The 24731-nt window shown below is 59.4% G+C and carries 24 protein-coding genes and 1 riboswitch; of the genes, 12 read left to right on the forward strand and 12 right to left on the reverse strand.

What is annotated here, in order from left to right; all coding sequences use genetic code 11:
* Positions 1 to 253 precede the first annotated feature (253 nt).
* The gene (locus tag C9E91_RS11225) at positions 254 to 955 is read left to right on the forward strand and encodes a cobalamin B12-binding domain-containing protein (RefSeq protein WP_107108550.1); all 702 of its coding nucleotides are present in this window, start codon (positions 254 to 256) and stop codon (positions 953 to 955) included.
* Between the two features lie 63 nt (positions 956 to 1018).
* Here the strand turns inward: C9E91_RS11225 and C9E91_RS19985 are convergent, their stop codons facing one another.
* Positions 1019 to 1180, reverse strand: a complete 162-nt coding sequence (locus C9E91_RS19985; RefSeq protein ID WP_107108352.1) for an entericidin domain-containing protein — start codon at positions 1178 to 1180, stop codon at positions 1019 to 1021.
* A gap of 18 nt (positions 1181 to 1198) precedes the next feature.
* Between C9E91_RS19985 and C9E91_RS11235 the strand changes: the two genes are divergently transcribed.
* The 6 genes from C9E91_RS11235 to C9E91_RS11265 all read left to right on the forward strand — a co-directional run bounded on the left by C9E91_RS11235 (position 1199) and on the right by C9E91_RS11265 (position 7338).
* Entirely contained in the window at positions 1199 to 1837 is a 639-nt protein-coding gene (locus C9E91_RS11235) for a DUF1638 domain-containing protein (protein WP_107108353.1), read from the forward strand.
* Between the two features lie 229 nt (positions 1838 to 2066).
* Entirely contained in the window at positions 2067 to 2369 is a 303-nt protein-coding gene (locus C9E91_RS11245) for a virulence factor (RefSeq protein WP_107108355.1), read from the forward strand.
* Entirely contained in the window at positions 2362 to 2940 is a 579-nt protein-coding gene (locus tag C9E91_RS11250; protein WP_107108356.1) for a methylenetetrahydrofolate reductase C-terminal domain-containing protein, read from the forward strand. Before C9E91_RS11245 ends, C9E91_RS11250 begins: the two co-directional genes overlap by 8 nt.
* A 4-nt stretch (positions 2941 to 2944) precedes the next feature.
* Positions 2945 to 4051: a methylenetetrahydrofolate reductase gene (locus tag C9E91_RS11255; RefSeq protein WP_107108357.1), complete on the forward strand. Its 1107-nt coding sequence runs from the start codon at positions 2945 to 2947 to the stop codon at positions 4049 to 4051.
* 104 nt (positions 4052 to 4155) lie between these two features.
* Positions 4156 to 5124 carry a methyltetrahydrofolate cobalamin methyltransferase gene (locus tag C9E91_RS11260; RefSeq protein WP_107108358.1) on the forward strand — a complete coding sequence of 323 codons (969 nt, stop codon included), beginning with the start codon at positions 4156 to 4158 and terminating at the stop codon, positions 5122 to 5124.
* A 180-nt stretch (positions 5125 to 5304) separates the two neighbouring features.
* On the forward strand, positions 5305 to 7338 hold the full coding sequence (locus C9E91_RS11265; RefSeq protein WP_107108359.1) for an ASKHA domain-containing protein: 2034 nt from the start codon (positions 5305 to 5307) through the stop codon (positions 7336 to 7338).
* Positions 7339 to 7356: 18 nt separating this feature from the next.
* Here the strand turns inward: C9E91_RS11265 and C9E91_RS11270 are convergent, their stop codons facing one another.
* Positions 7357 to 8298 (reverse strand): LysR family transcriptional regulator, encoded by a 942-nt coding sequence (locus C9E91_RS11270; RefSeq protein WP_181316066.1) that lies wholly within the window; start codon positions 8296 to 8298, stop codon positions 7357 to 7359.
* Between the two features lie 78 nt (positions 8299 to 8376).
* Between C9E91_RS11270 and C9E91_RS11275 the strand changes: the two genes are divergently transcribed.
* From C9E91_RS11275 to C9E91_RS11285, 3 genes are all read left to right on the forward strand, one after another.
* Positions 8377 to 8622 (forward strand): hypothetical protein, encoded by a 246-nt coding sequence (locus C9E91_RS11275; protein WP_107108361.1) that lies wholly within the window; start codon positions 8377 to 8379, stop codon positions 8620 to 8622.
* A 74-nt stretch (positions 8623 to 8696) separates the two neighbouring features.
* Complete coding sequence (locus tag C9E91_RS11280; RefSeq protein WP_107108362.1) at positions 8697 to 8903, forward strand: hypothetical protein; 207 nt, start codon at positions 8697 to 8699, stop codon at positions 8901 to 8903.
* A gap of 302 nt (positions 8904 to 9205) precedes the next feature.
* On the forward strand, positions 9206 to 10225 hold the full coding sequence (locus tag C9E91_RS11285) for a GlxA family transcriptional regulator (protein ID WP_348626963.1): 1020 nt from the start codon (positions 9206 to 9208) through the stop codon (positions 10223 to 10225).
* A 19-nt stretch (positions 10226 to 10244) separates the two neighbouring features.
* Here the strand turns inward: C9E91_RS11285 and C9E91_RS11290 are convergent, their stop codons facing one another.
* The 9 genes from C9E91_RS11290 to C9E91_RS11330 form a co-directional block, all read right to left on the reverse strand.
* Complete coding sequence (locus tag C9E91_RS11290) at positions 10245 to 11576, reverse strand: diguanylate cyclase (RefSeq protein ID WP_107108364.1); 1332 nt, start codon at positions 11574 to 11576, stop codon at positions 10245 to 10247.
* A gap of 203 nt (positions 11577 to 11779) precedes the next feature.
* Entirely contained in the window at positions 11780 to 12601 is an 822-nt protein-coding gene (locus tag C9E91_RS11295) for a response regulator (protein ID WP_107108365.1), read from the reverse strand.
* 178 nt (positions 12602 to 12779) lie between these two features.
* Complete coding sequence (locus C9E91_RS11300) at positions 12780 to 15410, reverse strand: mechanosensitive ion channel family protein (protein ID WP_107108366.1); 2631 nt, start codon at positions 15408 to 15410, stop codon at positions 12780 to 12782.
* 173 nt (positions 15411 to 15583) lie between these two features.
* Positions 15584 to 16144, reverse strand: coding sequence for a DUF924 family protein (locus tag C9E91_RS11305; protein ID WP_107108367.1), 561 nt, complete (start codon positions 16142 to 16144; stop codon positions 15584 to 15586).
* A 74-nt stretch (positions 16145 to 16218) separates the two neighbouring features.
* The gene (locus tag C9E91_RS11310) at positions 16219 to 17229 is read right to left on the reverse strand and encodes a FecCD family ABC transporter permease (protein WP_107108551.1); all 1011 of its coding nucleotides are present in this window, start codon (positions 17227 to 17229) and stop codon (positions 16219 to 16221) included.
* 60 nt (positions 17230 to 17289) lie between these two features.
* Entirely contained in the window at positions 17290 to 18249 is a 960-nt protein-coding gene (locus C9E91_RS11315) for an ABC transporter substrate-binding protein (RefSeq protein WP_107108368.1), read from the reverse strand.
* 13 nt (positions 18250 to 18262) lie between these two features.
* Positions 18263 to 19042 carry an ABC transporter ATP-binding protein gene (locus tag C9E91_RS11320; RefSeq protein ID WP_107108369.1) on the reverse strand — a complete coding sequence of 260 codons (780 nt, stop codon included), beginning with the start codon at positions 19040 to 19042 and terminating at the stop codon, positions 18263 to 18265.
* 9 nt (positions 19043 to 19051) lie between these two features.
* Positions 19052 to 19465 carry a DUF1636 family protein gene (locus C9E91_RS11325; protein WP_107108552.1) on the reverse strand — a complete coding sequence of 138 codons (414 nt, stop codon included), beginning with the start codon at positions 19463 to 19465 and terminating at the stop codon, positions 19052 to 19054.
* Positions 19466 to 19573: 108 nt separating this feature from the next.
* Positions 19574 to 19790, reverse strand: a riboswitch (cobalamin riboswitch).
* A gap of 223 nt (positions 19791 to 20013) precedes the next feature.
* Positions 20014 to 21429 (reverse strand): FAD/NAD(P)-binding protein, encoded by a 1416-nt coding sequence (locus tag C9E91_RS11330; protein WP_107108370.1) that lies wholly within the window; start codon positions 21427 to 21429, stop codon positions 20014 to 20016.
* 652 nt (positions 21430 to 22081) lie between these two features.
* Here C9E91_RS11330 and C9E91_RS11340 point away from each other — a divergent pair.
* Both C9E91_RS11340 and C9E91_RS11345 read left to right on the forward strand, forming a co-directional pair.
* On the forward strand, positions 22082 to 23299 hold the full coding sequence (locus tag C9E91_RS11340; RefSeq protein ID WP_107108372.1) for an SfnB family sulfur acquisition oxidoreductase: 1218 nt from the start codon (positions 22082 to 22084) through the stop codon (positions 23297 to 23299).
* 32 nt (positions 23300 to 23331) lie between these two features.
* Complete coding sequence (locus C9E91_RS11345) at positions 23332 to 24192, forward strand: protein-L-isoaspartate O-methyltransferase family protein (protein ID WP_245407470.1); 861 nt, start codon at positions 23332 to 23334, stop codon at positions 24190 to 24192.
* Between the two features lie 5 nt (positions 24193 to 24197).
* Here the strand turns inward: C9E91_RS11345 and C9E91_RS11350 are convergent, their stop codons facing one another.
* A complete protein-coding gene (locus C9E91_RS11350) occupies positions 24198 to 24668 on the reverse strand; it encodes an RrF2 family transcriptional regulator (RefSeq protein WP_104823420.1) in 471 nt (156 codons plus the stop codon).
* Between the last annotated feature and the right edge of the window lie 63 nt (positions 24669 to 24731).

Consider the following 24731-nt stretch of genomic DNA (forward strand, 5'->3'; position numbering starts at 1 on the left):
CATGAATACGTCTGTACAATTTGCCCCATGCTACCCGATTCCGTCGCACGGACATTCCTTTATGCGCCAGTGACTAGCATAGGACAGACATGGCCGGCGTGAAATTGCTTCATATCCATCTGTTCCTTCCGTCGCGATTTATCTGCGTCACGTCGCTTTCGAAAAGGGTTTTGTTAGGCTTCCGGTCTATCGATAAAGACAGCATTGTTTTATAGAAGCCCCTGATGCATCGCACGAAAACGGGATGGAGCGCATGTCTGACGAAGAAATCATTCTCTCGGAACTCTCGGACGAGGAACTTGTGCAGCAGATGCACGACGACCTCTATGACGGACTGAAGGAGGAAATCGAGGAAGCGACAAATATCCTCCTCGAACGCGGCTGGGCACCTTATGACGTCCTGACCCAGGCGCTTGTCGAAGGCATGCGTATCGTCGGTATCGACTTCCGCGACGGCATTCTCTTCGTTCCCGAAGTGCTGCTTTCCGCCAATGCCATGAAGGCTGGCATGTTTATCCTGCGGCCGTTGCTGGCGCAGACCGGTGCTCCGAAGCTCGGCAAGATGGTGATCGGCACCGTCAAGGGCGACATTCACGACATCGGCAAGAACCTCGTCGGCATGATGATGGAAGGCGCCGGCTTCGATGTCGTCGACCTTGGCATCAACAACCCGGTCGAAAACTATCTCGACGCCATCGAGCGCGAACAGCCGGATATTCTCGGCATGTCGGCGCTGCTGACGACCACCATGCCGTACATGAAGGTCGTTATCGACACGCTCAAGGAAAAGGGCATGCGGGATGATTATGTCGTCCTCGTCGGCGGTGCGCCGTTGAACGAAGAGTTCGGCAAAGCGGTCGGTGCTGATGCCTACTGCCGTGACGCGGCCGTGGCGGTCGAAACCGCCAAGGACTTCATGAAGCGCAAGCACAACAGCCACGCTGCCAGCGCCTGATCGCGACGAATGCCAAGGCGGCGGCATCCATTAGGGTTGCCGCCGGCCGATCGGCACCCCAAATCAGTTGACGACGGCCCTCTTTACGCTGTGACCGGCGCTCTCGGTTGCGTTGACGGCATTGGCGGTGTCCCTGCCCACGCCGCGAATTGTGTTGGCACATGAAGCGAGTACCATAAGGACTGCACAGGCGGCGGCGATTTTGGTGAGTGTCGGTGCTGTCATGATCGGAGCCCTTTCGGAATGGATATTGATCGGCAAGAGGCGGAGACAAACACGCCGCCCAATGAACGCACAATCGCGCAAAAAGTTCATGTGATCGCGTGCGGTGCAATCGCGCGCGAAATACTCGCGATCGCCAGAATCAATAACCTCGATCATATCGACCTGCACTGTCTTCCCGCGATCTACCATTCCTATCCACAGAAGATTGCCCCTGCCCTCAAAGAGGCGATTGCGGATGCCCGCTCACGCGGCTTCGAGAAGATTTTCATCGGCTATGCCGATTGCGGCACCGGCGGCGATATCGACAAAATCTGCGAAAAAGAAGGCATCGAACGCCTTTCCGGCCCGCACTGCTATTCCTTCTTCAGCGGCAACGAAGCCTTTTCCACTCGCGAGGATGACATTACCTCGTTTTTCCTCACCGATTTCCTGGCGCGTCAGTTCGAATCCTTCGTCATCGTGCCGCTCGGCCTCGACCGGCATCCAGAGCTGAAGGAAATGTATTTCGGCAATTACCGCAAGGTCGTCTATCTCTCGCAGGAAGAGGATTCGGCACTGCAGGAAAAGGCAAAAGCGGCAGCGACCTATCTCGGCCTCGACTACGAATATCGCTTCACCGGCTATGGCGATCTCGCCCGCGAATTGAAGGCTGTCTGATTACGACATTGCCCAACGCCGCCCCACTTGCGGTTGCCGCCGGACCCGGCCATGTTGAAAGCCCCGAATCCCAGCGAAAAACAAGACGATGTCACTTAGAGGTGACCAGAAGTGTCGGTTATGCGCAGATGGTTTCGACATCGCGTCGTTTTTTGGCATGGGCCGCGTCGTCGCAAGCGCAGTCCCCAGATCGGCGGACGTGCATTCTTGTTCAAAGAGGAGAATTTGCATGGCAGATCGCATTGTCGTCTACTGGCGGGACATTCCTGCCCAGATCATCATCAAGAAAGGACGGCAATCGGCCAAGCGTGAATTGTCGCTGCGCTTCACGGAAGCGATCGACATGTGCGCCATGCGCACCGGCGCTGCCGAGACTGACGACTACTTGGCCGAATGGCGCAAGGCCGATCCCGTGCCAGTCTCCGACGATCTTGAAGCAGAGGCCGACAAGGCCGCCAGCGAACTCGAAGCCGCCTATGATCGCGAGCGCCTGGTAGCGTTGGTGAAGGCCGGAGGACGTGACAATGGCTGATACCGTCCAGAAACCAGGCAACGCCGCGGCGGGTGCGAAGGCAGCCACCGGCGCCTATACGCCATCGGGTGTTTCGCCGAACCGCCGCGCTCGTCGCAAATACACTGTCCGTCTCTGGGCCGTGCGTCATTCGCGTTTCCTCGAGTGGTTCTATCACCGCTTCGCCGACGCCTTCCTCCTGCTGCATCCGCTCTGGAAGTCCATCGGCTATGCGCGCGTCGAACGGCCGATCACCTTCGTCGAGCGCAACGTGAAGGGCTTTCTCTTCGATTGCCGCATGTGCGGCCAGTGCGCCTTATCGTCGACCGGCATGTCCTGTCCGATGAACTGTCCGAAGCAGTTGCGCAACGGCCCTTGCGGCGGCGTGCGCGCCAATGGCAATTGCGAAGTCGAGCCCGATATGCCTTGCGTTTGGGTGCAGGCCTGGAACGGCTCGCGCAATATGAACGGGGGCGATGCGATCTTGAATGTGCAGAAGCCGGTAAACCAGTCGCTGCGGGAAACATCCTCGTGGCTGCGCGTGACCGCTGAAGCTGCGGCAGCGCGCGAAGCGAAGAAGAAGGAAGCCTGATCGAATGGCGCATATTGATGAAAACCCGCTTGGCGCGCATCTGCCGCTCGATCCCCTGCCGGGCCACTCGTCGCTTGGGCGGCTTGAGCGTGTGCTGCGCCGCGGCGAGTTCGCCGTCACGGCCGAGCTGAACCCGCCCGACAGCGCCAATGCGGAAGATGTCTACGAGCGCGCCTCCATTTTCGATGGCTGGGTGGACGGCATCAACGCCGTCGATGCCTCCGGCGCCAATTGCCATATGTCCTCGGTCGGCATCTGCGCGCTGCTGACGCGCATGGGCTATGCCCCGATCATGCAGATCGCCTGCCGCGACAAGAACCGCATCGCCATCCAGGGCGACGTGCTGGGCGCTGCTGCCATGGGCGTCTGCAACATCATGTGCCTGACCGGTGACGGCGTGCAGGCCGGCGACCAGCCGGGCGCCAAGCCGGTTTTCGATCTCGACTGCATGTCGCTGCTCGAAACCGTTCGCATGATGCGCGACAACGCCAAGTTCCTCTCCGGCCGCAAGTTGACGTCACCGCCGAAAGTCTTTCTTGGCGCTGCCATCAACCCCTTTGCGCCGCCCTACGACTTCAGGCCCTATCGCCTGGCGAAGAAGATCGAAGCCGGCGCGCAGTTCGTTCAAAGCCAATATTGCTACGACGTGCCGATGTTCCGCGACTACATGAAAAAGGTCCGCGATCTCGGCCTGCATGAGAAGTGCTTCGTCATGGTCGGTGTCGGACCGCTGGCTTCCGCCAAGACCGCTCGCTGGATGCGCTCGAACGTGCCGGGCGTGCATATTCCGGACGAGGTGATCAAGCGCATCGAAGGCGCTCAGGATCAGAAAAAGGAAGGCAAGCAGCTCTGCATCGACATCATCAACGAGGTGAAGGAGATCGAGGGCGTTTCCGGCATCCACGTCATGGCCTACCGCCAGGAAGAATATGTCGCCGAGATGGTGCACGATTCGGGTGTCCTGAAAGGCCGCCAGCCCTGGAAGCACGAGGCGAGCCGCACCGACGCGCTCGTCGCCGAGCGGCTGGAGCATATCCGCGGCGGCATGGAGGAGAACCAGCAGCAAATGGCCGAAGCCGCCGCCCATCATCCGCCGCACCTGGCGCATTGAACCAGAATGTTCTTAACAGGCCCGCGGGAAGCCGGCCTGACTTGTAACCGAATTCATCGCACGATAGACCACCTCTATCGGGCCAACTGACCAGAGGATCAGACATGACGCGCACCATCGTTGCTTCAGCCACTCGCGAAATCATCATTGGTTTCGACCAACCCTTTTGCGTGATCGGCGAACGCATCAACCCGACGGGGCGCAAGAAGCTGGCCGCCGAGATGATCGAAGGCAATTTCGAGACGGTCATCAAGGATGCGCTGGAACAGGTAGCCGCCGGCGCGACCATGCTCGACGTCAACGCCGGCGTCACCTCGGTCAATCCGAACGAGACCGAGCCGGGCCTGCTGGTGAAGACGCTGGAAATCGTCCAGGGCCTCGTCGACGTGCCGCTGTCGATCGACAGCTCGGTAACCGCCGCTATCGAGGCTGGCCTGAAGGTCGCCAAGGGTCGTCCGCTGGTCAATTCCGTGACCGGCGAAGAAGAGAAGCTCGAAGCCATCCTGCCGCTGGTGAAGAAATACGACGTACCCGTGGTCGCCATCTCCAATGACGAGACCGGCATTTCCATGGACCCCGACGTACGTTTCGCCGTCGCCAAGAAGATCGTAGAGCGCGCGATGGACCACGGCATCAAGCCGCATGACATCGTCGTCGATCCGCTCGTCATGCCGATCGGCGCGCTGGGCGACGCCGGCCGTCAGGTCTTCGCGCTGCTGCACCGCCTGCGCAACGAGCTGAAGGTCAACACGACCTGCGGCCTCTCCAACATCTCCTTCGGCCTGCCGCATCGCCATGGCATCAATGCCGGCTTCATCCCGATGGTAATCGGCGCCGGCATGACCTCGGCGATCATGAACCCCTGCCGCCCGCAGGAAATGGAAGCCGTCCGCGCCGCCAACGTTCTGAACGGCACCGACGCTAACTGCACCAACTGGATCATGACCTATCGCGACTACAAGCCGGCCGAGGGTGGCGCAGTAGCTGCCGCTGCCACGACAGCGCCGGCAGCCGGCGGCGGACGCCGTGGTGGACGCGCGGCCCGCACTGGAGCAGGCGCTTCGAGGGAGTAAAACCCCTCATCCGTCTTTTCGCGATTTCGCTTCGCGCAAATCGCTCAAATCCACCTTCTCCCCGTTACACGGGGCGAAGGCGCTTCGCTACTCCGTCGTCCCCTCTCCCGTTCATGGGGAGAGGCTAGGGTGAGGGACAACCGGGGCCTCCGTAGGGAAATTGTCCGAAAGCCGAGTCCAATGACCAACTTAGACCCCCTCGTCCTCTTCATGCCCTCCGGCAAGCGCGGCCGTTTCGCGGTCGGCACACCGGTGCTGGAGGCGGCGCGACAGCTTGGCGTCTATGTCGAGAGCGTCTGCGGTGGTCGCGCGACATGCGGACGCTGCCAGGTGTCGGTGCAGGAAGGCAATTTCGCCAAGCACAAGATCGTCTCTGCCAATGATCACCTCTCGCCGATCGGGCCCAAGGAAAAGCGCTACGCCGAAGTCCGCGACTTGCCGGACGGACGTCGCCTCTCCTGTTCAGCCCTGATCCAGGGCGATCTGGTCATCGACGTGCCGCAGGATACGGTGATCAATGCGCAGGTGGTCCGCAAGGCCGCCGACGAGCGCGTCATTGCCCGCGATACGGCCGTGCATATGTGCTACGTCGAGGTCGAAGAGCCGGATATGCACAAACCGTCAGGCGATCTCGACCGGCTGAAAGCCGCATTGGCCGCCGACTGGAAATACGACAATCTCGAAATCGATTTTCATATCATCCCGCAGGTACAATCGATCCTGCGCAAGGGCGAGTGGAAGGTTACGGCCGCGATCCACAGGGATCGTGAGAGCGACCGTCCGCGCCTGATCGCACTTTATCCGGGCCTGAAGAATGAGGCCTACGGCATTGCCTGCGATATCGGCTCGACGACAATTGCCATGCATCTCTCTTCGCTGCTGTCGGGCCGCACAGTGGCATCCGCGGGCGCATCCAACCCGCAGATCCGCTTCGGCGAAGACCTGATGAGCCGCGTCTCCTATGTGATGATGAATCCGGACGGCCGCGGTGCCATGACCAACGCCGTGCGCGAGGCGCTGAACGGGCTGATCGACAAGGTCTGCGCCGATGGCGGTGCATCGCGCCAGGACATTCTGGACGCCGTCTTCGTCGGCAATCCGATTATGCACCACCTTTTCCTCGGTATCGATCCGACCGAGCTCGGCGGCGCCCCCTTTGCGCTTGCCGTCTCTGGCGCGGTGCATCTGACAGCAGCCGAAATCGGCCTGCCGATGAATGCCGGCACGCGCGTCTACATGTTGCCCTGCATCGCCGGCCATGTCGGCGCCGATGCCGCCGCCGCGACGCTGGCCGAAGGGCCGCACCGGCAAGACGAAATGATGCTGCTGGTCGATATCGGCACCAACGCCGAAATCGTGCTCGGCAATAGCAATCGTGTCGTCGCAGCCTCCTCGCCGACCGGCCCGGCCTTCGAAGGCGCCGAGATTTCCAGCGGCCAGCGCGCCGCTCCCGGCGCCATCGAGCGCGTGCGCATCGATCCCGTCACCCTTGAGCCGCGCTACCGCGTCATCGGCATCGAACCATGGTCAGACGAACCCGGTTTTGCGGAAGCCGCCGCCACAGTCGGCGTCACCGGCATTTGCGGCTCGGCCATCATCGAGGTAGTCGCCGAGATGTTCCTGACCGGCATCATTTCCGAAGACGGCGTTGTCGACGGCAGCATGGCGGAACGCTCGCCACGCATCCTGCAAAACGGCCGTACCTTCTCCTATCTGCTGCGCGATGGCGAACCCCGCATTACGGTGACGCAGAATGATATTCGCGCCATTCAGCTCGCCAAGGCCGCGCTTTATGCCGGCGTCAAGCTGCTGATGGACAAGCAGGGCATCACCCATGTCGACCGCATCGGCCTTGCCGGCGCCTTCGGCACCTTCATTGATCCGAAATATGCCATGGTGTTGGGTCTGATTCCGGACTGCGCCCTTGACAAGGTGAAGGCGGTCGGCAACGCCGCCGGCACCGGCGCTCGCATGGCCCTCCTCAACCGCGGCCACCGCCGCGAGATCGAGGAAACCGTCAGCAAAATCGAGAAGATAGAGACGGCGCTTGAATCAAAATTTCAGGAGCATTTTGTCTACGCGATGGCGCTGCCAAACAAGGTCGATGCCTTCCCCGAACTGTCGAAAGTGGTGACGTTGCCGGAACGCAAGCAGCTTGCCGACGATGCCGCTGGCGAAGGCGGCGGCCGCAGACGTCGCCGCAGCCGCGAGTAATAGGTGAAAGGCTGCGGCTCACGCAGCCATTTTCCGCCCGATCTCTACGAACGCCTGCCGGATGCTATCGGCCACCGCCTTCATCGGTCCTGTCATCTGCGATGCCGTCAGCAAACGAATGTCGAAGGATGTGAGTTCCGGCAGCCCCTCATTCGGCCCAAGGATTTCCATATCCTCCGTGATGTAGGAACGTGGAAACGGCGCAACGGCCAGATCCGAGACGATAGCGGCGCGCTGCGCCATCGTGTGGGCGCTGAGATAGGAAACGCGATAAGGCCGCTTCTGCCGCTCGAGCTGCGCCAGGGCCTCCGATCTCCAGATACAGCCATCTTCCCAAATCGAGATCGGCAACGGATCGCGGCGATAGGCCGTACCGCACTTTGCGCCGGCCCAGACCAAGCGCTCGGTGTAGATCACCTCGCCCTCCGTCGGGAAAGGCCGCGTCGCGCAGTTGATCAGCGCCAGATCCAGCCGCTGCTCCTCGATACGCTTCTTCAATTGGAGGCTCATGTCGACTGTAACATCGACCATGATGCCCGGATAACTCTCCGAAAAACTCCTCAGAATGCTCGGCAGCAGGCGCTCACCGATATCGTCGGGCGCGCCGAGCCGCACGACACCGCTGAGTTCGGGCATGATGAAGCGTGACACGGCCTCATTGGAAAGAGCCAGGATGTTGCGTGCATAGGAGAGCAGCATTTCGCCATGCTGCGTCAGGCTGACAGAGCGTGCATCGCGCAGGAACAGCGTCACGCCAAGCTGCTCTTCCAGCTTCTTGATCTGCATTGAGACAGCGGACGGCGTGCGAAAAACCGCATCGGCAGCGGTCGAAAAATTGCCGGTTTCAGCGATGGCGACGAAGGTGCGCAGAACTTCATTGTCGAGCAGCGGTATGGGCCGGCGGAGCGGTACGGTCATAACGGCATCCTTCAATTTTTCTGATTTTAAACACCATATCATTTCATTTGTCTGAATGTCAACGAAGCACCATATTAGGCCTAACGAAATTGATAGAGACGGCCGAAAGGAGCAAGAACCATGACTAGCACAGCACTTCGCGAGGCATCTCGCTTGTTCAACCTTATGCGCGCCCGAGACATTCAGCGCACGGCGCAACACACGCTCGATGAAATCGCAACGCATTTCCCGGCGCATCTGATCGACGACGTCAACGCCCGCGGCCTGCCCCCGGATCGCGTGATCTCCGCCCTCGAACGGAAGCCTGCCAGCGCACGATCGTTCAAGAATGCTAATGGCATCTATAAGATCTATTCGTTTGATTGATGGGCGAAGTACCCCCATATTAGCTCGTAAAGGTCGCGACCTTTCGGGCATCTGAAAACCGAAGGAACCTTGAAATGACGACGATCACCTATAGACATTCCGATAGGACGCGGAGCCCGCTTCCGTCGGCTGGCACTTTTGTGCAACTCATCACTCGGATTACCGATCGCTGGCAGCAATGGCGCTCCGAGCGCGAGCTCGAATCTCTCCCGGACGACATGCGCAAGGACCTCGGCTGGCCGGCCGTCGACGAAGCCAAGAATTCCAGGGCCGGTCGATGATCGTGACATGCTGTAAATTCTGAAGGCGACACTCAACCAAACCGGGTGTCGCCTTTCGAACATTTATGCATCTCAGCGCGTATTTGGTTTTTATTTCGATTGTTGCTGACATATATATTTAGTTGCTTCACGAAATTGCTTACCCGCTTCGCCTGCTTTCTTCGCAGCGGCAATTTTAGTGGGATTGCACAAATATCTCTTTGCGGCCGCTATTATCCATGCCAATGTCGCTATTGGACCATCGAGCCGACGCATTTGACGCAAGGAATACAGGATGGTCCTGGAGGATGGATTTTCCTGATATGAGCAAGACTCCGATTAAGACGCGTTCCCTCGTTTTCTTCCTCGTTCCCCACTTTACCATGCTGCCGTTTTCGGCTGCGGTTGAGACGCTGCGGATTGCGAACCGCATGCTCGGTTACCCAGCCTACACGTGGCGACTGGCCTCGACCGACGGCCAGAAGGTTTATTCCTCCAGCGGCATCGGCCTCGAAGTCAATACATCGCTCGCCGACGAGCGTCGCAATCTCGGCGGTGAGAACAGGCCGAACATGGTGCTCGTCTGTTCGGGAATCTACGTCGAGGAGTTCCTCAACAAGTCTGTCAATGCTTGGCTGCGCGAGACCTACAATCGTGGCGTGGCCGTCGGCAGCCTCTGCACGGGCGCGCATGTGCTGGCCCAGGCCGGCCTCCTGAACGGCAAGCGCTGCGCCATTCACTGGGAAAATCTCCCCGGCTTTGCCGAGAACTTCCCGCAGGCCGAAGTCTATGCCGATCTCTATGAGGTCGACAGCAATCTCTATACCTGCGCCGGCGGTACCGCTTCGCTCGACATGATGCTCAACCTGATCGGACAGGATTTCGGCGAAAACCTTGTCAATCGCGTCTGTGAGCAGCAACTTACCGACCGTGTCCGCAGCCCGCATGACCGCCAGCGCTTGCCGCTGCGCGCCCGCCTCGGTGTTCAGAACGCCAAGGTGCTGTCGATCATCGAGCTGATGGAAAGCAATCTCGCCGAGCCGCTGTCGCTGCTCGAAATCGCCGACGATGCCGGCCTCTCGCGCCGTCAGATCGAGCGCCTCTTCCGCCAGGAAATGGGCCGCTCGCCCGCGCGCTATTATCTGGAGATCCGCCTCGACCGTGCCCGTCACCTGCTGGTGCAGTCGTCGATGCCGGTCGTGGAGGTGGCGGTTGCCTGCGGGTTCGTTTCCGCCTCGCACTTCTCCAAGTGTTATCGCGAACTCTACAACCGCTCGCCCCAGCAGGAGCGCGCCGAGCGCAAGCTCACCCTGTCGAGCAACCGCAGTGGCGTCGTTGTCTAAGGCTGGCTGATGGAGGCGGCTATTCGGCCGCTTCCTCCGTCATCTTGGCGTCGGAATAGACCTGATTGCGGCCCTTGTGCTTGGCCATGTAAAGAAACTGGTCGGCCGCGTTGAGATAATTCTCGAATGCCTCACGACCTGCAATTTCGGCGACACCGATCGACACGGTCACCGAGAGTTCTTCGTCGTCCGCATTCACCTTCAAATTGGAGAGATTGACGCGCACCTCGTCGCACAGCGCCGTTGCTGCGCGTGAATCCATTTCGGTGAATAGGATAGCGAACTCCTCGCCGCCGAGACGGGACAGCAGGTTCTCGCTGCCTTCGAACAGCGAATGAAGCCGGCCGGCAACGGCCTTCAACACCTGGTCGCCGATCTCGTGGCCATAGGTGTCGTTCAGATGCTTGAAATGATCGATATCGAGGATCGCGACCGAGGTCGGCCGATGATGGCGCAGGCATTCGTGGACGATCCGCGGACCATGATCGTAAAAATAGCGTCTGTTATAGAGCCCTGTCAGATAGTCGCTCGCGGCGGCAGCGCGCAATTGCTTGAGCTGCATCAGGGTTTCGACATTGTGCGCTATGCGGCACTGCAGCTCTTCGGCCACAAACGGACGATAGATGAAATCGGTGGCGCCGGCCTTCAGGAACATCGCCGATAATAGGCGGTCGTTCGAAGAGGAGATGCCGATGACCCTCATCCGATCCGAACCATAGCGATGGCGAATACGCCGGGTCAGCTCGTAACCATCCATGTCGGGCATATGATGATCGGTCACCACCACTTCTATGTCGCCGTAGTCATCAAGCGCCGCCAACGCTTCGACACCGGTGCCGGCTTCGGCCACCTTGAACTGCTGCGCCTCTAGGAGCTCCACCAGCACGCGCCGCGCCGACGGGAGATCATCCACTACCAGCACCCGCGTGCCGCGGTTGGAGATGGCCCGCCGTACGGTGGAAACGAGATTGTCGAGGGCGAATTCATTGTCCTTCAGGACGTAATCGACAATGCTGCGCTCCATGATGCGGTTGCGCGTATCCATGTCGAAGGACGCAGTGAAAACGACGGTGGGAATATGGTGAGTGATGGCAACATCCAGCGCCTCCCCATGGGGTGCATCCGGCAGATTGAGGTCGACCACAGCCATGGTGAAGCTGCGCCCATCTACCGCCAACGCTTCATTCAGCGCCTTCAATGAGGCGCAATGGACAACATTGAGGCCGAGTTCGGTTTGGAACCGGTGGGACAGGACCGAAGAAAACATGCGCGAATCTTCAACCAGAAGTATGCTCTGGCTGCCGCGGCGACGGTTACGGCCATCGCTGAGGAAATCCACGCGGAACACCATTTGACTTCAAGTCCTCCCAGACCACACGGCGCGCACCGATCGCTGTTGCCTATCGCGAGCGAAAATGGCGCCGTCCTTCAACTCCATCGTGAACAGGATTCGTGAAGAAAGTGGAACCAGAGATTGCAGAAATCTTGTACTGAAGATGAATTATCCTCATATTTTACTTTTCTGAAACTCGGTCGGCTCCTTCTTCCGGCATGTCACGCACTCAATCGCATCGACTGGATCTGCAGCAAGGTGTCGAGGTTCTGGTTCACGCGGCAATAGAACTCTTCATCAATGAACGGCCGCAGAATGAAATCATTGCCGCCGGCCTTGAGAAAGCGCGCCGATAGCAACCTGTTGGTAGACGACGAGACACCGATGATGCGCAGCTCATGCGAACCGATGCTGGCCCGGATACGGCGCGTCAGTTCGAAGCCGTCGATGTCGGGCATGTTGTAATCGGTGACCATCAGACCGATGTCGCGATTGGCCTTCAGGATCTCCAGTGCCTTTGTGCCGTTCTCGGCGACGCTGACGCGGAAATTATAGCGCTTCAGACGGCTGGACAGCAAAGCACGCGCCGTGGCGCTGTCGTCGACGATCAGTACGTGATGACGATGATTGGTCAGGAAGCGGCAAATCGACTCAGCCAGCAGATCGACGGCGAAGATATTGTCCTTGAGAATATAGTCGACGATATCCTTGGCGATCAGCTCGTCGCGCATGCCTTCGTGGAACGTGCCGGTGAAAACGATCGTCGGGATGCTGAGATCGATCAGATATTCCAGCGCCTCGCCTTTTTCTGCTCCCGGCAGATTGATGTTGGAAATCGCCAGCCGGATCGGCTCGGACGACTTGTCATAGGCAAACTGCAATTCTTCGAAGTTCCGGCAGATTTCGATGTCGATGTCGAAGAGTTCCTTCAGCTTCGCGCTGATCATCGACGTAAAGACATTCGAATCCTCGGCGAGAAGAATACGCGCTCCAGCAAGCGAGCCGCCGGAATACTGCATTCCCGAAATACCCAAAAATGGCATGATTAAACCTGCTAATAGAAATCGGCCCCGTCCCAATTTTCTACAGCAAAGCACTTGAATATTTATTAAGTCGACTGGTTTCCCATAAATGAAAGGCGACCATCGGGCCGCCTTCTCATTTATTATACTCTGGACGTTCGGATATCAGGCGCAACGCCGCATTATCCTCGTGACCACATCACTGGGCGGATGCCTTGCCGCGACGGCGAACGCCGCTCCTGACCTCCAGCGGCTGCGGCAGTTCCTCTTCGGCCGGCGGAGCAATGTCTTTGATGAGATCTTCTGGAACGACTTCCGGCCCGTCTGCGGAATCGGCCAGATTGGTGGTCGCCAACAGATCGGTCTGTCTGCCTCGCTTGCTGTCGCGGACGATGTGCAGTTCCTGATGCGGATAGGGAATGGCAATCCCCTCTTCGCGAAAACGCTTCAGGATATCGATGCGCAGATTGTTGCGGATCTCCATGCCGTCGGAGAGATCGGAGAGGTAGAAACGCATCTCGAAATCGAGCGAAGACGGACCGATGCGCAGGAATTCGACATGCGGCTCGGGATTCCTGAGCACCTTCGGGATGCCGCGCACCAGCTCCAGCAGAATGTCCATAACTCTCTGCGGATCGGCATCGAAACTGACGGAAACCGGAATTTCCGAGCGCGCCAAGCGGTTACGGTGCGTCCAATTGCCGACCGAGCCGTTGATCAGCTCCGAATTCGGCACGATGATCGACTGCTTGCGGAAAGTTTCGATCTCGGTGGCGCGCACAGAGATGCGCTTGACGATGCCTTCCGACGTACCCGAGACGATCCAGTCGCCGACCTTGAAGGGCCGCTCAACCAGCAGGATCAGGCCTGAGACGAAGTTCGACACGATATTCTGCAGGCCGAAACCGATACCGACCGAGAGCGCGCTGGCGACGAGCGCCAGGCTCGACAGGTCGATGCCGGCAGCCGAAATGGCGATGATAGACGCCACCGCTACGCCGAGATAGCCGATGCCGGTCTTCACCGAGTTGCGGACACCCAAGTCCACCTGCCCCCGCGCCATGACATTGCTGTCCAGCCAGCGCTGGAACCAGCGCGTCACGAGATAACCGCCGGCAAAGAGCAGAACGCCTGCGAAGATGCCGACCAGAGAAATCGAGATGTTGCCGATGCGGATTTCGGTGAACAGTCGATAGGCGATCAGCTCCAGATCCTGGATATGGAATCCCCAGGACAGCAGGATCAGCGGAATGCCGGTCATAAGCGCGACGGCGTAGGTCGCAAGGCCCGCCCCCAGACCAGCCTGATCGAGCGCGACGTCGCCGAGCGCGAAACGGCTTTCGAGGAAGCGCCCGATGATCGTTTCGGCAAAAACGCCCTGCCTCGACACCGACTTACCGAGCTGGAAGCCGAGATACATGGTCGCCAGAACGGCGCTGGTGACGATCAACTGCGTTGCGATGAAGCGCGCCAGACCGACATAGCCGATAAAAGCCGTGAAGATCAGCAATGTACCGAGCACCCGAAGGATGATCGCCATGCCATGCGGCCAACGCCGGCCAGGAGCATCGGGATTGCCGTTCTTTGCGAGGATCGGCGAACCGAAGGAGGCGGCAATCAGGATGAGGCCGATCAACAGCGCCGCAAAGAAGCTCTTCGCCACGGTGACGACGACAGGCGAACCCATGGATTCGCTGATGCGGTCGAAAACATAATCAAGACCATTGACGACGGCCATGGCCTGCATGCACCAGCTTAGCGAACGAGCGCCTTTGTTGGACAGCTTGACGAGCCGCCAATGCGGCCTGAAGGGCGCAAAAACGGCATTGGCCAGGCGGCCGACGAAATAGACCAGCCCGATGAAGCCGAAGAGAGCCGCCAGGACCGGCGCAATATCCGGCCGCAGCACATTGAAATTCGACAGGAAGAAAAAGGACGTAACGAGAAACGCGACCAGCGACAGCGTGCGGATCAGCGTTGACCAGAAGGCGACCGAGAGGCGGCTGATATAGGGCGGATTTTCGATATTTTCGTCCCGCACATAATATCTGCGGAACAACCGATAGCCACCGGACAGGAAAAGCAGCGCCGCACCAAGCGATAGGAAGAGGGCGGTGAGGAGCGAACCGAGCTTGGCCTTCACGACGAAGCCGATCCAGCTTGTTACGGCAGTGCTGAACTCCGCGCCCTCGTTGACAAAGGCCGTTCCCGCATCCTCGAATGTGGTGGCGGAAACGCCCGTACGCTTGAACAGTGTCTCGGCAAACAACTTGCGGCGCATTTCGACGAGCTGCATCACAAGCCGGTTGCTCGCAGCAACAAGATTATCGGCGTCGACGGTCACGGCGCTGATCTGCGAACGTTCGGCGTTAAGACGGTCACGCTCCTGGGTGACGATCGCTGCTTCCGGCGGCTGCCCCTCCTTGGGCGGCGCACCGAGTTGCGTCAGGCGCGCGTCGATCTCTGTAGCGCGCGGCTTCAACCGCGCGGAAATCGCCGCTACGGAGCGATTGAGCTCATCCGCCCGGCCGGAAAGGGCCACCAGCGCACTGTCATCTGCCCCCTCCTCTTTGGATTCCCCTTCGATCGAGGCAAAGTCCTTCTTGGCCTTGGCAAGATCGGCAACGGCAGTTTCCAACAAACCATTGGCGAGCTGCGTCGGCTGCGGCGCTTGAGCTGCGGGCTGCAGTTCCGATTGCTGCGCGGGCTGTGCCTGTTGCTGATTTTGGGCAAAAGCGTGCCCGCCCGTCAAAGAGCCGGCAACAGTGGCTGCGCTCAGTGCCAGAAGCAGCACGGGCAAAAAACGGAAACGGTGTGTCAGCAGGCGCAAGCAAAGCTCCTCGTCGCAGATTAAGTCGCTGGCGGCTGAGCAAACGGATTCGCCGCACGAAACAATGGAAGAACGGGGTCTTCCCATACAGTGATTGCGAATTTCATATTCCCTACGCGTACGCCTTGTAAGGCAAAGAAAGGCGACACAAAGGCATTTACACCTTTATTCCCTCAGAATCCCGCTTCTGGCTGGGCAAGATAGTCTTTCTCCGCCTCCGTCGACGTCCTGCCAAGGAAGACATTGCGATGCGGGAAGCGGCCATAGGCGGCGATGACGGCACGATGCCGAAGCGCATAGTCGATCTGCTCTTCAAGGCCGAGCGAGCGGAAAAGCGCAACGGCTTGGTCTTGTTCGGCAAGGTCCTCGGCATGCTCGAACGGCATATAGAGGAATATCCGCCGTTCCGCCGGCATCCCTTGATCCGCGCCGACCTCCAAAGCCTCTTTCGCCTCCTGCAATGCCAAACCATCCGTCGCAAAGGCCAGCGGCGTGCCGCGATAGATGTTGCGGGCGAACTGATCGAGGACGATGACCGCCGCAAGCCGGCTTTCGGGCGTTGTCCTCCAAAGATCGGGGACGCCGGCTGCCAATGCCAGATGCGTGTCGCGAAACCGACGGCGCATTTCTTCGTCGAGAGCAACGGTCGAGCGGAACCAATCCTCGCTCGTGCATTCCTCGAACCAGAAGCTCAGCACCTCCTCTGGCGTACAAACAATCGGATATACGGCCATTCTCTTCCTCCGGCATGCCCGTCGGGAAATAGGTCCACGAGCGGCGGCCGGCAATGGGGAACACCACGCGTTGCTCAGCTTTTTCGTAGGATCAGAATGAAGGCGATGCCGCCTGCCAGACCGGTGACGATGCCGATCGGCATGTCCTCCGGCGCCATGATAAGCCGCGCGGCCATATCGGCCCAGACCAATGTCAGTGCTCCGAAGGCGGCGCTCAGCGGTACGACGCGGACGTTGTCGCCACCGGCAAGCAGCCGGACGAAATGCGGCACCATCAGTCCGATAAAGCCGATCGCTCCCGAAAAGGCGACCATGACGCCCGTCAGCAGCGCCGTAACGATGAACAGCAGGAAGCGGAATTGCGATACGGCGATGCCGAGCGTCGCTGCCGTCTCATCGCCCATAGCAAGCGCGTTCAGCTCCCGTGATTTCAGCATCAGCACGCAAAGGCAGACGAGGAACACGCCGGCCGGATAGATCAGATGCTGCCACTGCGCCAGCCCCAAGCCGCCGAGCATCCAGAAGACAACGGTATTGGCCGCCCTGGGGTCGCCGAGAAAAATCAGGAGATTGCCGAGCGCGGTAAAGACAAAGGCGACGGCGACACCCGACAACACCAGCCGGTCGGCCGAATGCGAACGCGTCAGCCGCGTTACCAGCGCCACCGCGGCAATCGCAAGAAGCGCGCCGGCGAAGGAAAATAACGGGACAGTCAACAGCCCGAAGATGAGCCCCGTGTGCAGGAGTGCCAATATAGCGCCGAAAGCCGCACCTGAGGAAACGCCGAGAAGATGTGGATCAGCCAGCGGATTTCGCGTCAAAGCCTGCAGCACCGCTCCGGTGACCGCAAGCCCGGCCCCCACGAGCAACGCCAGGATGACGCGCGGAAAACGGACGTCCCAAACGATGCTTTCCTGTCCGCCTGACCAGGTGACGGGAAACAACCCGGCATGCAGCTTGTTGCCGACGATCGACCATACGGTCGCAAACGGGATCGGCGCCGCGCCAAACGAGACGCCGGCCGTGATCGACATGGCGAAGAAAGCAGCAAGGAGCAGGATCATAATGGGAAGGCCGAGGCGCATGCGAAAATCCAGGAAGCGATCCGTCCAGTAATCGACTGGACGGATCGGCATTGTCGTTGGTTACATCGCCTCGGGATGGAATGCCTTCGCCAGCGCGGCGATGGCTTCGATGTTGCGCGGTCCCGGCGTGGCCTCCACATAGGGCAGCACGACGAAACGGTCGTTCTTCACCGCATCGATATTCTTGAAGGCCGGATTGTTCTTCAGAAATGCGATCTTCTGGGCTGCGGTGACCTGGCCATAATCGACGATGACGATGACTTCGGGGTTCTTCTCGATCACCGGCTCCCAGGAGACCTCCGTCCAGCTCTTTTCGACATCGTCCATGACATTGCTGCCGCCAGCCGCTTCGATCATTGCCGTCGGGATGCCGTAGCGGCCCGAGGTGAAGGGCTTTTCCTCGCCGGAATCATAGACGAAGACGCGGGTCGGCTTGTCGACATGACTGATTTTCGACCGGATATCGCTAAGCTGCTTGCGATAGCTGGCAACCAAGGCCTCGGCCCTATCCTCGACGCGGAAAATCTTGCCGAGATTCAGCAGGTCGACGAACATGTCGTCCATCGTCGGCTTGTTCTTCTGCATGACGAAAATGCAGGATTCGGTGAGCTCATAGACCTTGATGCCGAAGGGCGCCATGGTCTCGGGTGTCACCTCACCGCCCACTTTCATGCCATAGTTCCAGCCGGCGAAATAAAAGTCGGCATTGGCTCCGAGCAACACTTCCTTGGTCGGATATTTCGGCGATAGCTCCGGCATTTCCTGAATGCCGTCCCTGAGCTTCTCATCCAGCGTCTTCCAGCCGGAAACGCCAGTATATCCGACCATACGATCCCTGAGCTTCAGAGCCAGCATCATCTCCGTAAGATTGACGTCGTTCGAAACGGCGCGCGCCGGCGCCTTGTCGAAGGTGACATCGCGATTGCAGCTACGCACGGTGACGGGCTCAGCCAGAGCAGCGCCGGCAAAGAGTGTGCCGAGTAGCAAGCCGGTGGCGGACAAGGACATGCGGAAAGACATAAACGGCTCCAAATTATCGAAGAGAAAAACTAAAACGATGGGATGCGTCGCCCGCGACCTGACGGCTCGCTTCGACACGGAATGCGGATGAGATGCGCTCGGCGGTCAGAACTTCGGCAGGCAAGCCGTGACCGCTCAGACGGCCGGAATCGAGCACAGCAACATGCGTCGCGAAATCGGCGGCGAGATTGATGTCGTGCAGAGTGGTGATGATCGTCAGGCCAAGGCCTTTCAACAGCGCCAATATTTCGAGCTGATGGCGGATATCGAGATGATTGGTCGGCTCGTCGAGAATGATCAGCTCCGGCTCCTGCGCCAGCGCGCGGGCAATCAATACCCGCTGTTTCTCGCCACCCGAAAGCGACGCGAATTGCCGGAGCGCCAGATGCTTGAGGTCCAGGCGGAGAAGCGCCGCCGCCGTTGCCGCATGATCCTCTTCGCTCCAACGCGCCATGCCTTTGCGATGGGGAATGCGGCCCATCATCACCACGTCACGAACGCTGAAGGGAAAATCACCCGGCGTCTCCTGCAGGACGACGGCGATACGCCGCGCCGCTTCGCGCGGGCCGATCGACCAGAGATCGGTGCCGTCGAGGCGCACCAGACCCTGTTGCGGCCGGATACCACGATAGAGGCAGCGCAGCAGGGTCGATTTGCCCGCCCCGTTCGGACCGATAATCGCCAGCCGATCTCCGGTTTTCACGGACAGGCTGATGTCCCGGATGATTGGCTTTCCCCTATACGGGCCCCAGGTGACGCCGTCAGCTTCCAATCGCAAGCATTTTTCCAGCATGACCCGCTCCTATTGCAAAAGCGTCGCGTGACGCTCGGCTGAAAGGATGGCTGCCGGAATGCGCGCCAATGTCTTGCCGCCCAACATTTTCGGGCGATCGCCTTCCCGTGTCAGGCCATCGGGCCGATCGCGATAAAGCTCCGCGAAGGAGACGAGCGCGCCGATATCGGCCTCGCCCGAGATGTCACCGAAGAGGTAGGTCGCCTTTGCCGACGTCTGGAAGGCGACGGTGCATGGCCGGTCGCAGCCAGCCATGCAGACACTGCCCTCCAGACTGAAATCGTCGGAAAGTGTCGCACCGGCCTCGGCAATAGCCGCCTGCAAATGTTTCAGCAGATCGAGACCGGGATGGCATGGCGCGCCGACGTGGCGGCAACTCGTGCACACGGTGATCCGATGCGTCTGCTCTTTCGCTTTGTCCATGAAAAGCCTCCCGGAGATTTCGCCGGAGGCAAAGTCAAGATAGGGCTTGCGGACGCGAATGCGCCCCCGCCCAACCACTGAATTTCCATCGGAACACCCCGTCCGTTGCGGTTGACGTTATCGATGGCAGGTCTCCTGGCTCACGGGTCACAGCCCATTCGCACCTTCCCGGCATGAAGCCAGTGGTATATCGCGAACGCGCTCTCCGCTTACAGTTGCGGGGGCAGCCACGGTTTTGGCCCCTGATGGGTAATCCGCACCGTGTTCCCTTTTCAGCCGCCCTCCGGATGATTCCGGCGGCAGCACCATCGGCGTCGTTCATCTCACAGAAAATCGAAACGAGCAATGGCGATATGATCAATGTCTGCACTACCCTAAGTCCCGGCTGCATGATCGAAGTAATTTCGTTATGTTATTACGTTACTAATTTCAACAACAAAAATCAGATGCGGCGACGGGTTCCAAAGCTCTTATTCATTGGAGGCTATGGCGAACGTGGACGCTATCTCGCCCCGAGCTTATTGAAGGGCCGGCAAGATCAATCCTGGTCACACAGCCTTGCACTGCGGATAGAACCGCGCAGCCACCCCATCCGCAGCCGCATAGGCCTGCGTGACGATCTCGGGCACGAGATCGATATCCGGCAAGCTCCCGAGTCCCAGCGGGCCGATGGCAAAAAGCCCCTCGGTCGCTTGTCCATCCACGGAAAGCGCACCCGTCGCTTCGACAGCCAGACCGAGACCAAGTTCGTCCGGTGTGGCGAGGCCCGCCTCGATCAGGCTCCACATTAATGGCGTGTCGAGATCAGGCTCCTGGCAGCGGCAATCGATCACCTCGTCAGCATAGATCTGTTCCACGCCTTGCTGACCCGCGGGCTTCAGCATCAATCCGGTCGGCGTGCGCCGGAGGAACTGCCCGCGGCGCGACAGCGTATTGCCCTCCGCCAGCTCTTGCTTCAGCCGGACATAGAGAGCCTCCGGCAGGCGGTTACGGTGGCTATCGTAAAGAGCGCGCAGATGGCGATTGAATTGCTGCTTCTGTCCCGCAGGCAGCGAACGCCAGAGCGAGCGCGCATGTTTGCGCAGGCCGTTCATGACGGATTGCCAGCTTTGCCCGTTCGCCTCGGCGTTCTCGCAAGCCCGCCGGATGAAACGCACGATGTCGCTGAGACTGCCGGGCATGGCTTCTGCGGGAAAGACCGGATCGGCATTGCTGCGGGTGTGGCTCTGCGGCAGGAAGCCATGTCTCGAAACGATGGTGATCTGGCCGTCGTAGCCGTTGTCGCGCATCTGCAACAGCCGGTCGACGACGCGCAGACCGCTGCCGAGCAATACCGTATGCGGGCGTGACACCAGGCGGCGCGCGCGGACCGTCGTCGGCGTCGCCACGGGTTCACCGCTCTGCGGCTCATGATCGGCAATGCCGTAACCGGTCGCCAGGATCACCGTATCGAACGGTGGATTGGCAGCGCCGGCGCTCTCGACCATAAAGCGGTCACCATGGCTGCGGCAAAGGCCGGTCACCGTCTCGCCGCTGACTTGCACGGTTATATCCCGCCGCGACGACAGCGCCTCGGAAAAGCGCTGGTAGACATAGTCGCTGAAAATGCTCTTGGGGACGAATATCTGCAAAAACCCTGGTATTGCAGCCGGCACGGCACTGCGGAACGTCGCATTGCTACAGAGCCAATCGTTGAAATCATCGGGATCGCCAGCAGAAACCGAGAGATCGCGGACACGGCTGTTCAGGATTTCGCTGCTATGGCCGGACGCCAGAGCCTGACCGCCGCTGACGCTGGAATTGGGATCGAAAAGCTGCAGATGAAACGGCGTCCGCACCGTTTTCATCAAGGCAATTGCCATCATCATACCGGAAAAGCCGCGGCCGATGACGGCGATACGCGGTATTGCATAGGCTTGTGCCGAGGCGTTGGCCCTGGCGGAAAAAAGTCCCTGAACCGTCATATCAACTCCTGGGGCAAAGAGGTGGTCGATCATGCTTTTCTAAGGGCATACTGATACTTTGCCTGTGAACCGCACACAGCGCGCGGCCACCGAACGCTTGGCCGCTAGAGCGCCGCGCATCCGTAAACGCACAATGGCCGCTCTGGTTCTTTTGAACCCAGGGCGTCTGAAAACGAGAGGCTCTGGGCGGGTTCCCACGCAACCAGGAACCAATTTCACTTCGTCAACCTTCACATATCGAGCCTTTCGGCGGCCCGACGAGGTAATTGTTGCTATTGTCTACTTATTTAGTCGTATATGAAAGCGCGAAAATGCGCCGGTAGCAAGCGCTTTCTTGCGACCGACGTCTTTGAAGGTGGATCACATTTACGACATGGCCTCGCACAAGACGCTGTGCACCTGTGGTTTCGCCGACCTGGCCCGCTGATCCCAGACCCTTTTGGTGAACGCGGAAAATAGCTGATAGCCCTGCTGCCAGCGGCGGCTGCACTGAGCCGCCCGCTTACAATTTCTCCATTCGATGCCTATTATGGCGGGTAGCGAAATCTGGATAAGCAAAGAAAAACCATTGTAGAGTAGATCTATAGAAATTACGATCATACCGCTTTCGCACCGCTAAGTCACTGATATGCCAACCCTGATGGGGTCATGAATGGGAACTGTTTCACAGTTGCACGAGCGGGTCAGGCCGCTCGCACACCGCATTCAAAGCGATGAGGAAGCGCTGGAGATCGCGCGATCGCTGGCCGCCCGGTTCTCTCAGCAGGCAAGCGACCGCGACATCAACCGCGTATTGCCCTACGAAGAACTGGAGGCCCTGTCGCAATCCGGCCTGCTCGGCATCACCACTCCGTCCGAACATGACGGCCTCGATATCTCCAACTCAGTTCTTGCCGAAATCATCGCTATCCTGGCCGAAGCCGATCCTTCGATCGCACAAATTCCGCAAAACCATTTCTACATTCTGGAAGCGCTGCGCATCGACGGCAGCGAAGAGCAGAAGAACTTCTTCTTCTCCAGGGCGCTGGCCGGTGACCGTTTCGGCAATGCATTCTCCGAACTCGGCACGGCAACGGCCGGTCAATACAATACGCGCTTGACATCGGACGGACTTGGCTTTCGCGTCAACGGCCGCAAATTCTATTCCACCGGCGTGCTTTTTGCCGACTGGATCGCCATTTTTGCGCTGAATGCGCAGGACGACCTCACAATGTCACTCGTTCCGCGCGGCACCGAAGGCATCCAGATCATCGACGACTGGGACGGTTTCGGCCAGCGCACATCCGGCAGCGGCACGACCATCCTGCACAATGTCTATGTCAACGCGGACGCTGTCGTCCTGCATCACAAAGGCTTCGAGCGGGCAACGACCATCGGTTCGGTTGGCCAAATCATCCATGCCGGCATCGATCTCGGCATCGCCCGGGCCGCCTTCGCCGAGACCGTGGAGTTTGTGAAAACGCATGCCCGTCCCTGGACGGACAGCGGCGTCGAGCGAGCGGCCGACGATCCGCTGACCATCGCGAGAATAGGCCAGATCGCCATTCGCATCGAGGCGGCCGCCGCGATGCTGGAACGCGCCGGCAAGAAGATCGATATAGCCCAGATCAACCCAACCGAAGACGATGTGATCGAGGCAACGCTTGCCGTAGCCGCTGCGAAAACCCTGACGACGGAAATCGCCATCGAGGCCTCGAATACGCTGTTCGAGCTCGCTGGCACCTCCTCCACGCGCATCGGCCTCAATCTCGACCGCCACTGGCGCAATGCCCGGACCCATACGCTGCACGACCCGGTACGCTGGAAATATCACATCGTCGGCAACTACCATCTCAACGGCGTGATCCCGCCGAAGAACTGGACGCTCTGACGAATTTTGTAGCAGAAAAATGGGGGGAGCCCGTGACTGCAAATCGCCGTGCCAGTTTGGATGAGATACGAGCTTTCCACGCGAAAATGATGGTTGCCGCCAGCAATTCCCTGGATGAAAGGCTAGAGCGGATTTTTGAGCTTGTGCCGCGCGAAACCTTCCTGGGGCCGGGGCCCTGGCTGATAACGGTCAATCGGCGATATGTCGAAACGCCCAGCGCCGATCCCGCCTTTCTCTATCAAAATGCGCTCGTCGCTTTGGACAGAACAAAGGGCATCAACAATGGGGAACCCTTCCTGCACGCGGCCTGGATCGGCTTTGCCTCTCCGAAGTCCGGCGAGACAGTCATCCATATTGGCGCGGGAACGGGATACTACACCGCACTTCTGTCGATGCTGGTGCTGCCGAACGGTCATGTTCATGCATTCGAAATTGAAGAAGACCTAGCCAGTCGTGCGCGCGAAAATCTGAGGCCATTCGAGGGAATTTCCCTGATACAAGGCGACGCAACCACTCTGGCGCTGCCGGACGCCGATCTCATCTACATGAATGCCGGAGCAATCGCCCCACCGGCATCGTGGCTCAAAGCATTGCGGCCGGGCGGCCGCATCATCTTTCCCTGGCAGGCCAACAAGAAGGCTGGGATTGCTGTCCTGATCACGCGCACGGAGACTGGCTATACGGCACGGCCCTTGATGCCGTCATGGTTCATCCCCTGCGTCGGCGCCTCTGATCTTGCCGAATGCAGCAAGTCCCCAAGCGTTGACGACGCCTGGTCGATCAGGAGGGTTTGGTTGACCGAGGATCGCGCGCCTGATGAATCCGCCGTCGCGATCTACAAGGATCTGTGGTTCTCAAAAGCTGGAGACGACGAACAATCAGGGAATGGCTGAAAGGGTCAGCCGATATTCGAAGCGCGATAGTCTTCCTGCTCTTCGATCTCGATTCCCGGCCCGCCGCCGGCAACGAATTGTTCGAGCGTCATATTGTCGAGGATCGCCGCAATCGCATCACGGACTTCCGTCATCGAGCGGCGCACATGACAGCGCTCCGGATCGGCGCAATCGTCGCAGGCTTCATAGGCTGTACGGCTGGCACAGCGGATCGGCGCGAGCGGACCGTCGAGCGTGCGGATGACATGGCCGATGCGGATGTCGGAGGCAGGGCGCGACAGCGAATAGCCACCACCCGGTCCCTTCTTGGAGCGCAGCACGCCGGCATTGCGCAGTTCCAACAGGATAGTGTCGAGGAATTTCTTCGGGATATTGTTGCGGGATGCGATGTCGTTGATAAACGCAGTCTCGCCCGGCCCCAGACGTGCCAGGTCCACGAGAGCCTTCAACCCGTATTTTCCTTTTTTCGTGAGCATCGCTATCCGCTTTACTGCAAAATCGATTGTTGGAAGTCCGGCATGGTTCGATCGAGACTCAAC

It is taken from the genome of Rhizobium sp. SEMIA4064 (genome assembly GCF_003025035.1).
Lineage (GTDB): Bacteria > Pseudomonadota > Alphaproteobacteria > Rhizobiales > Rhizobiaceae > Rhizobium > Rhizobium paranaense.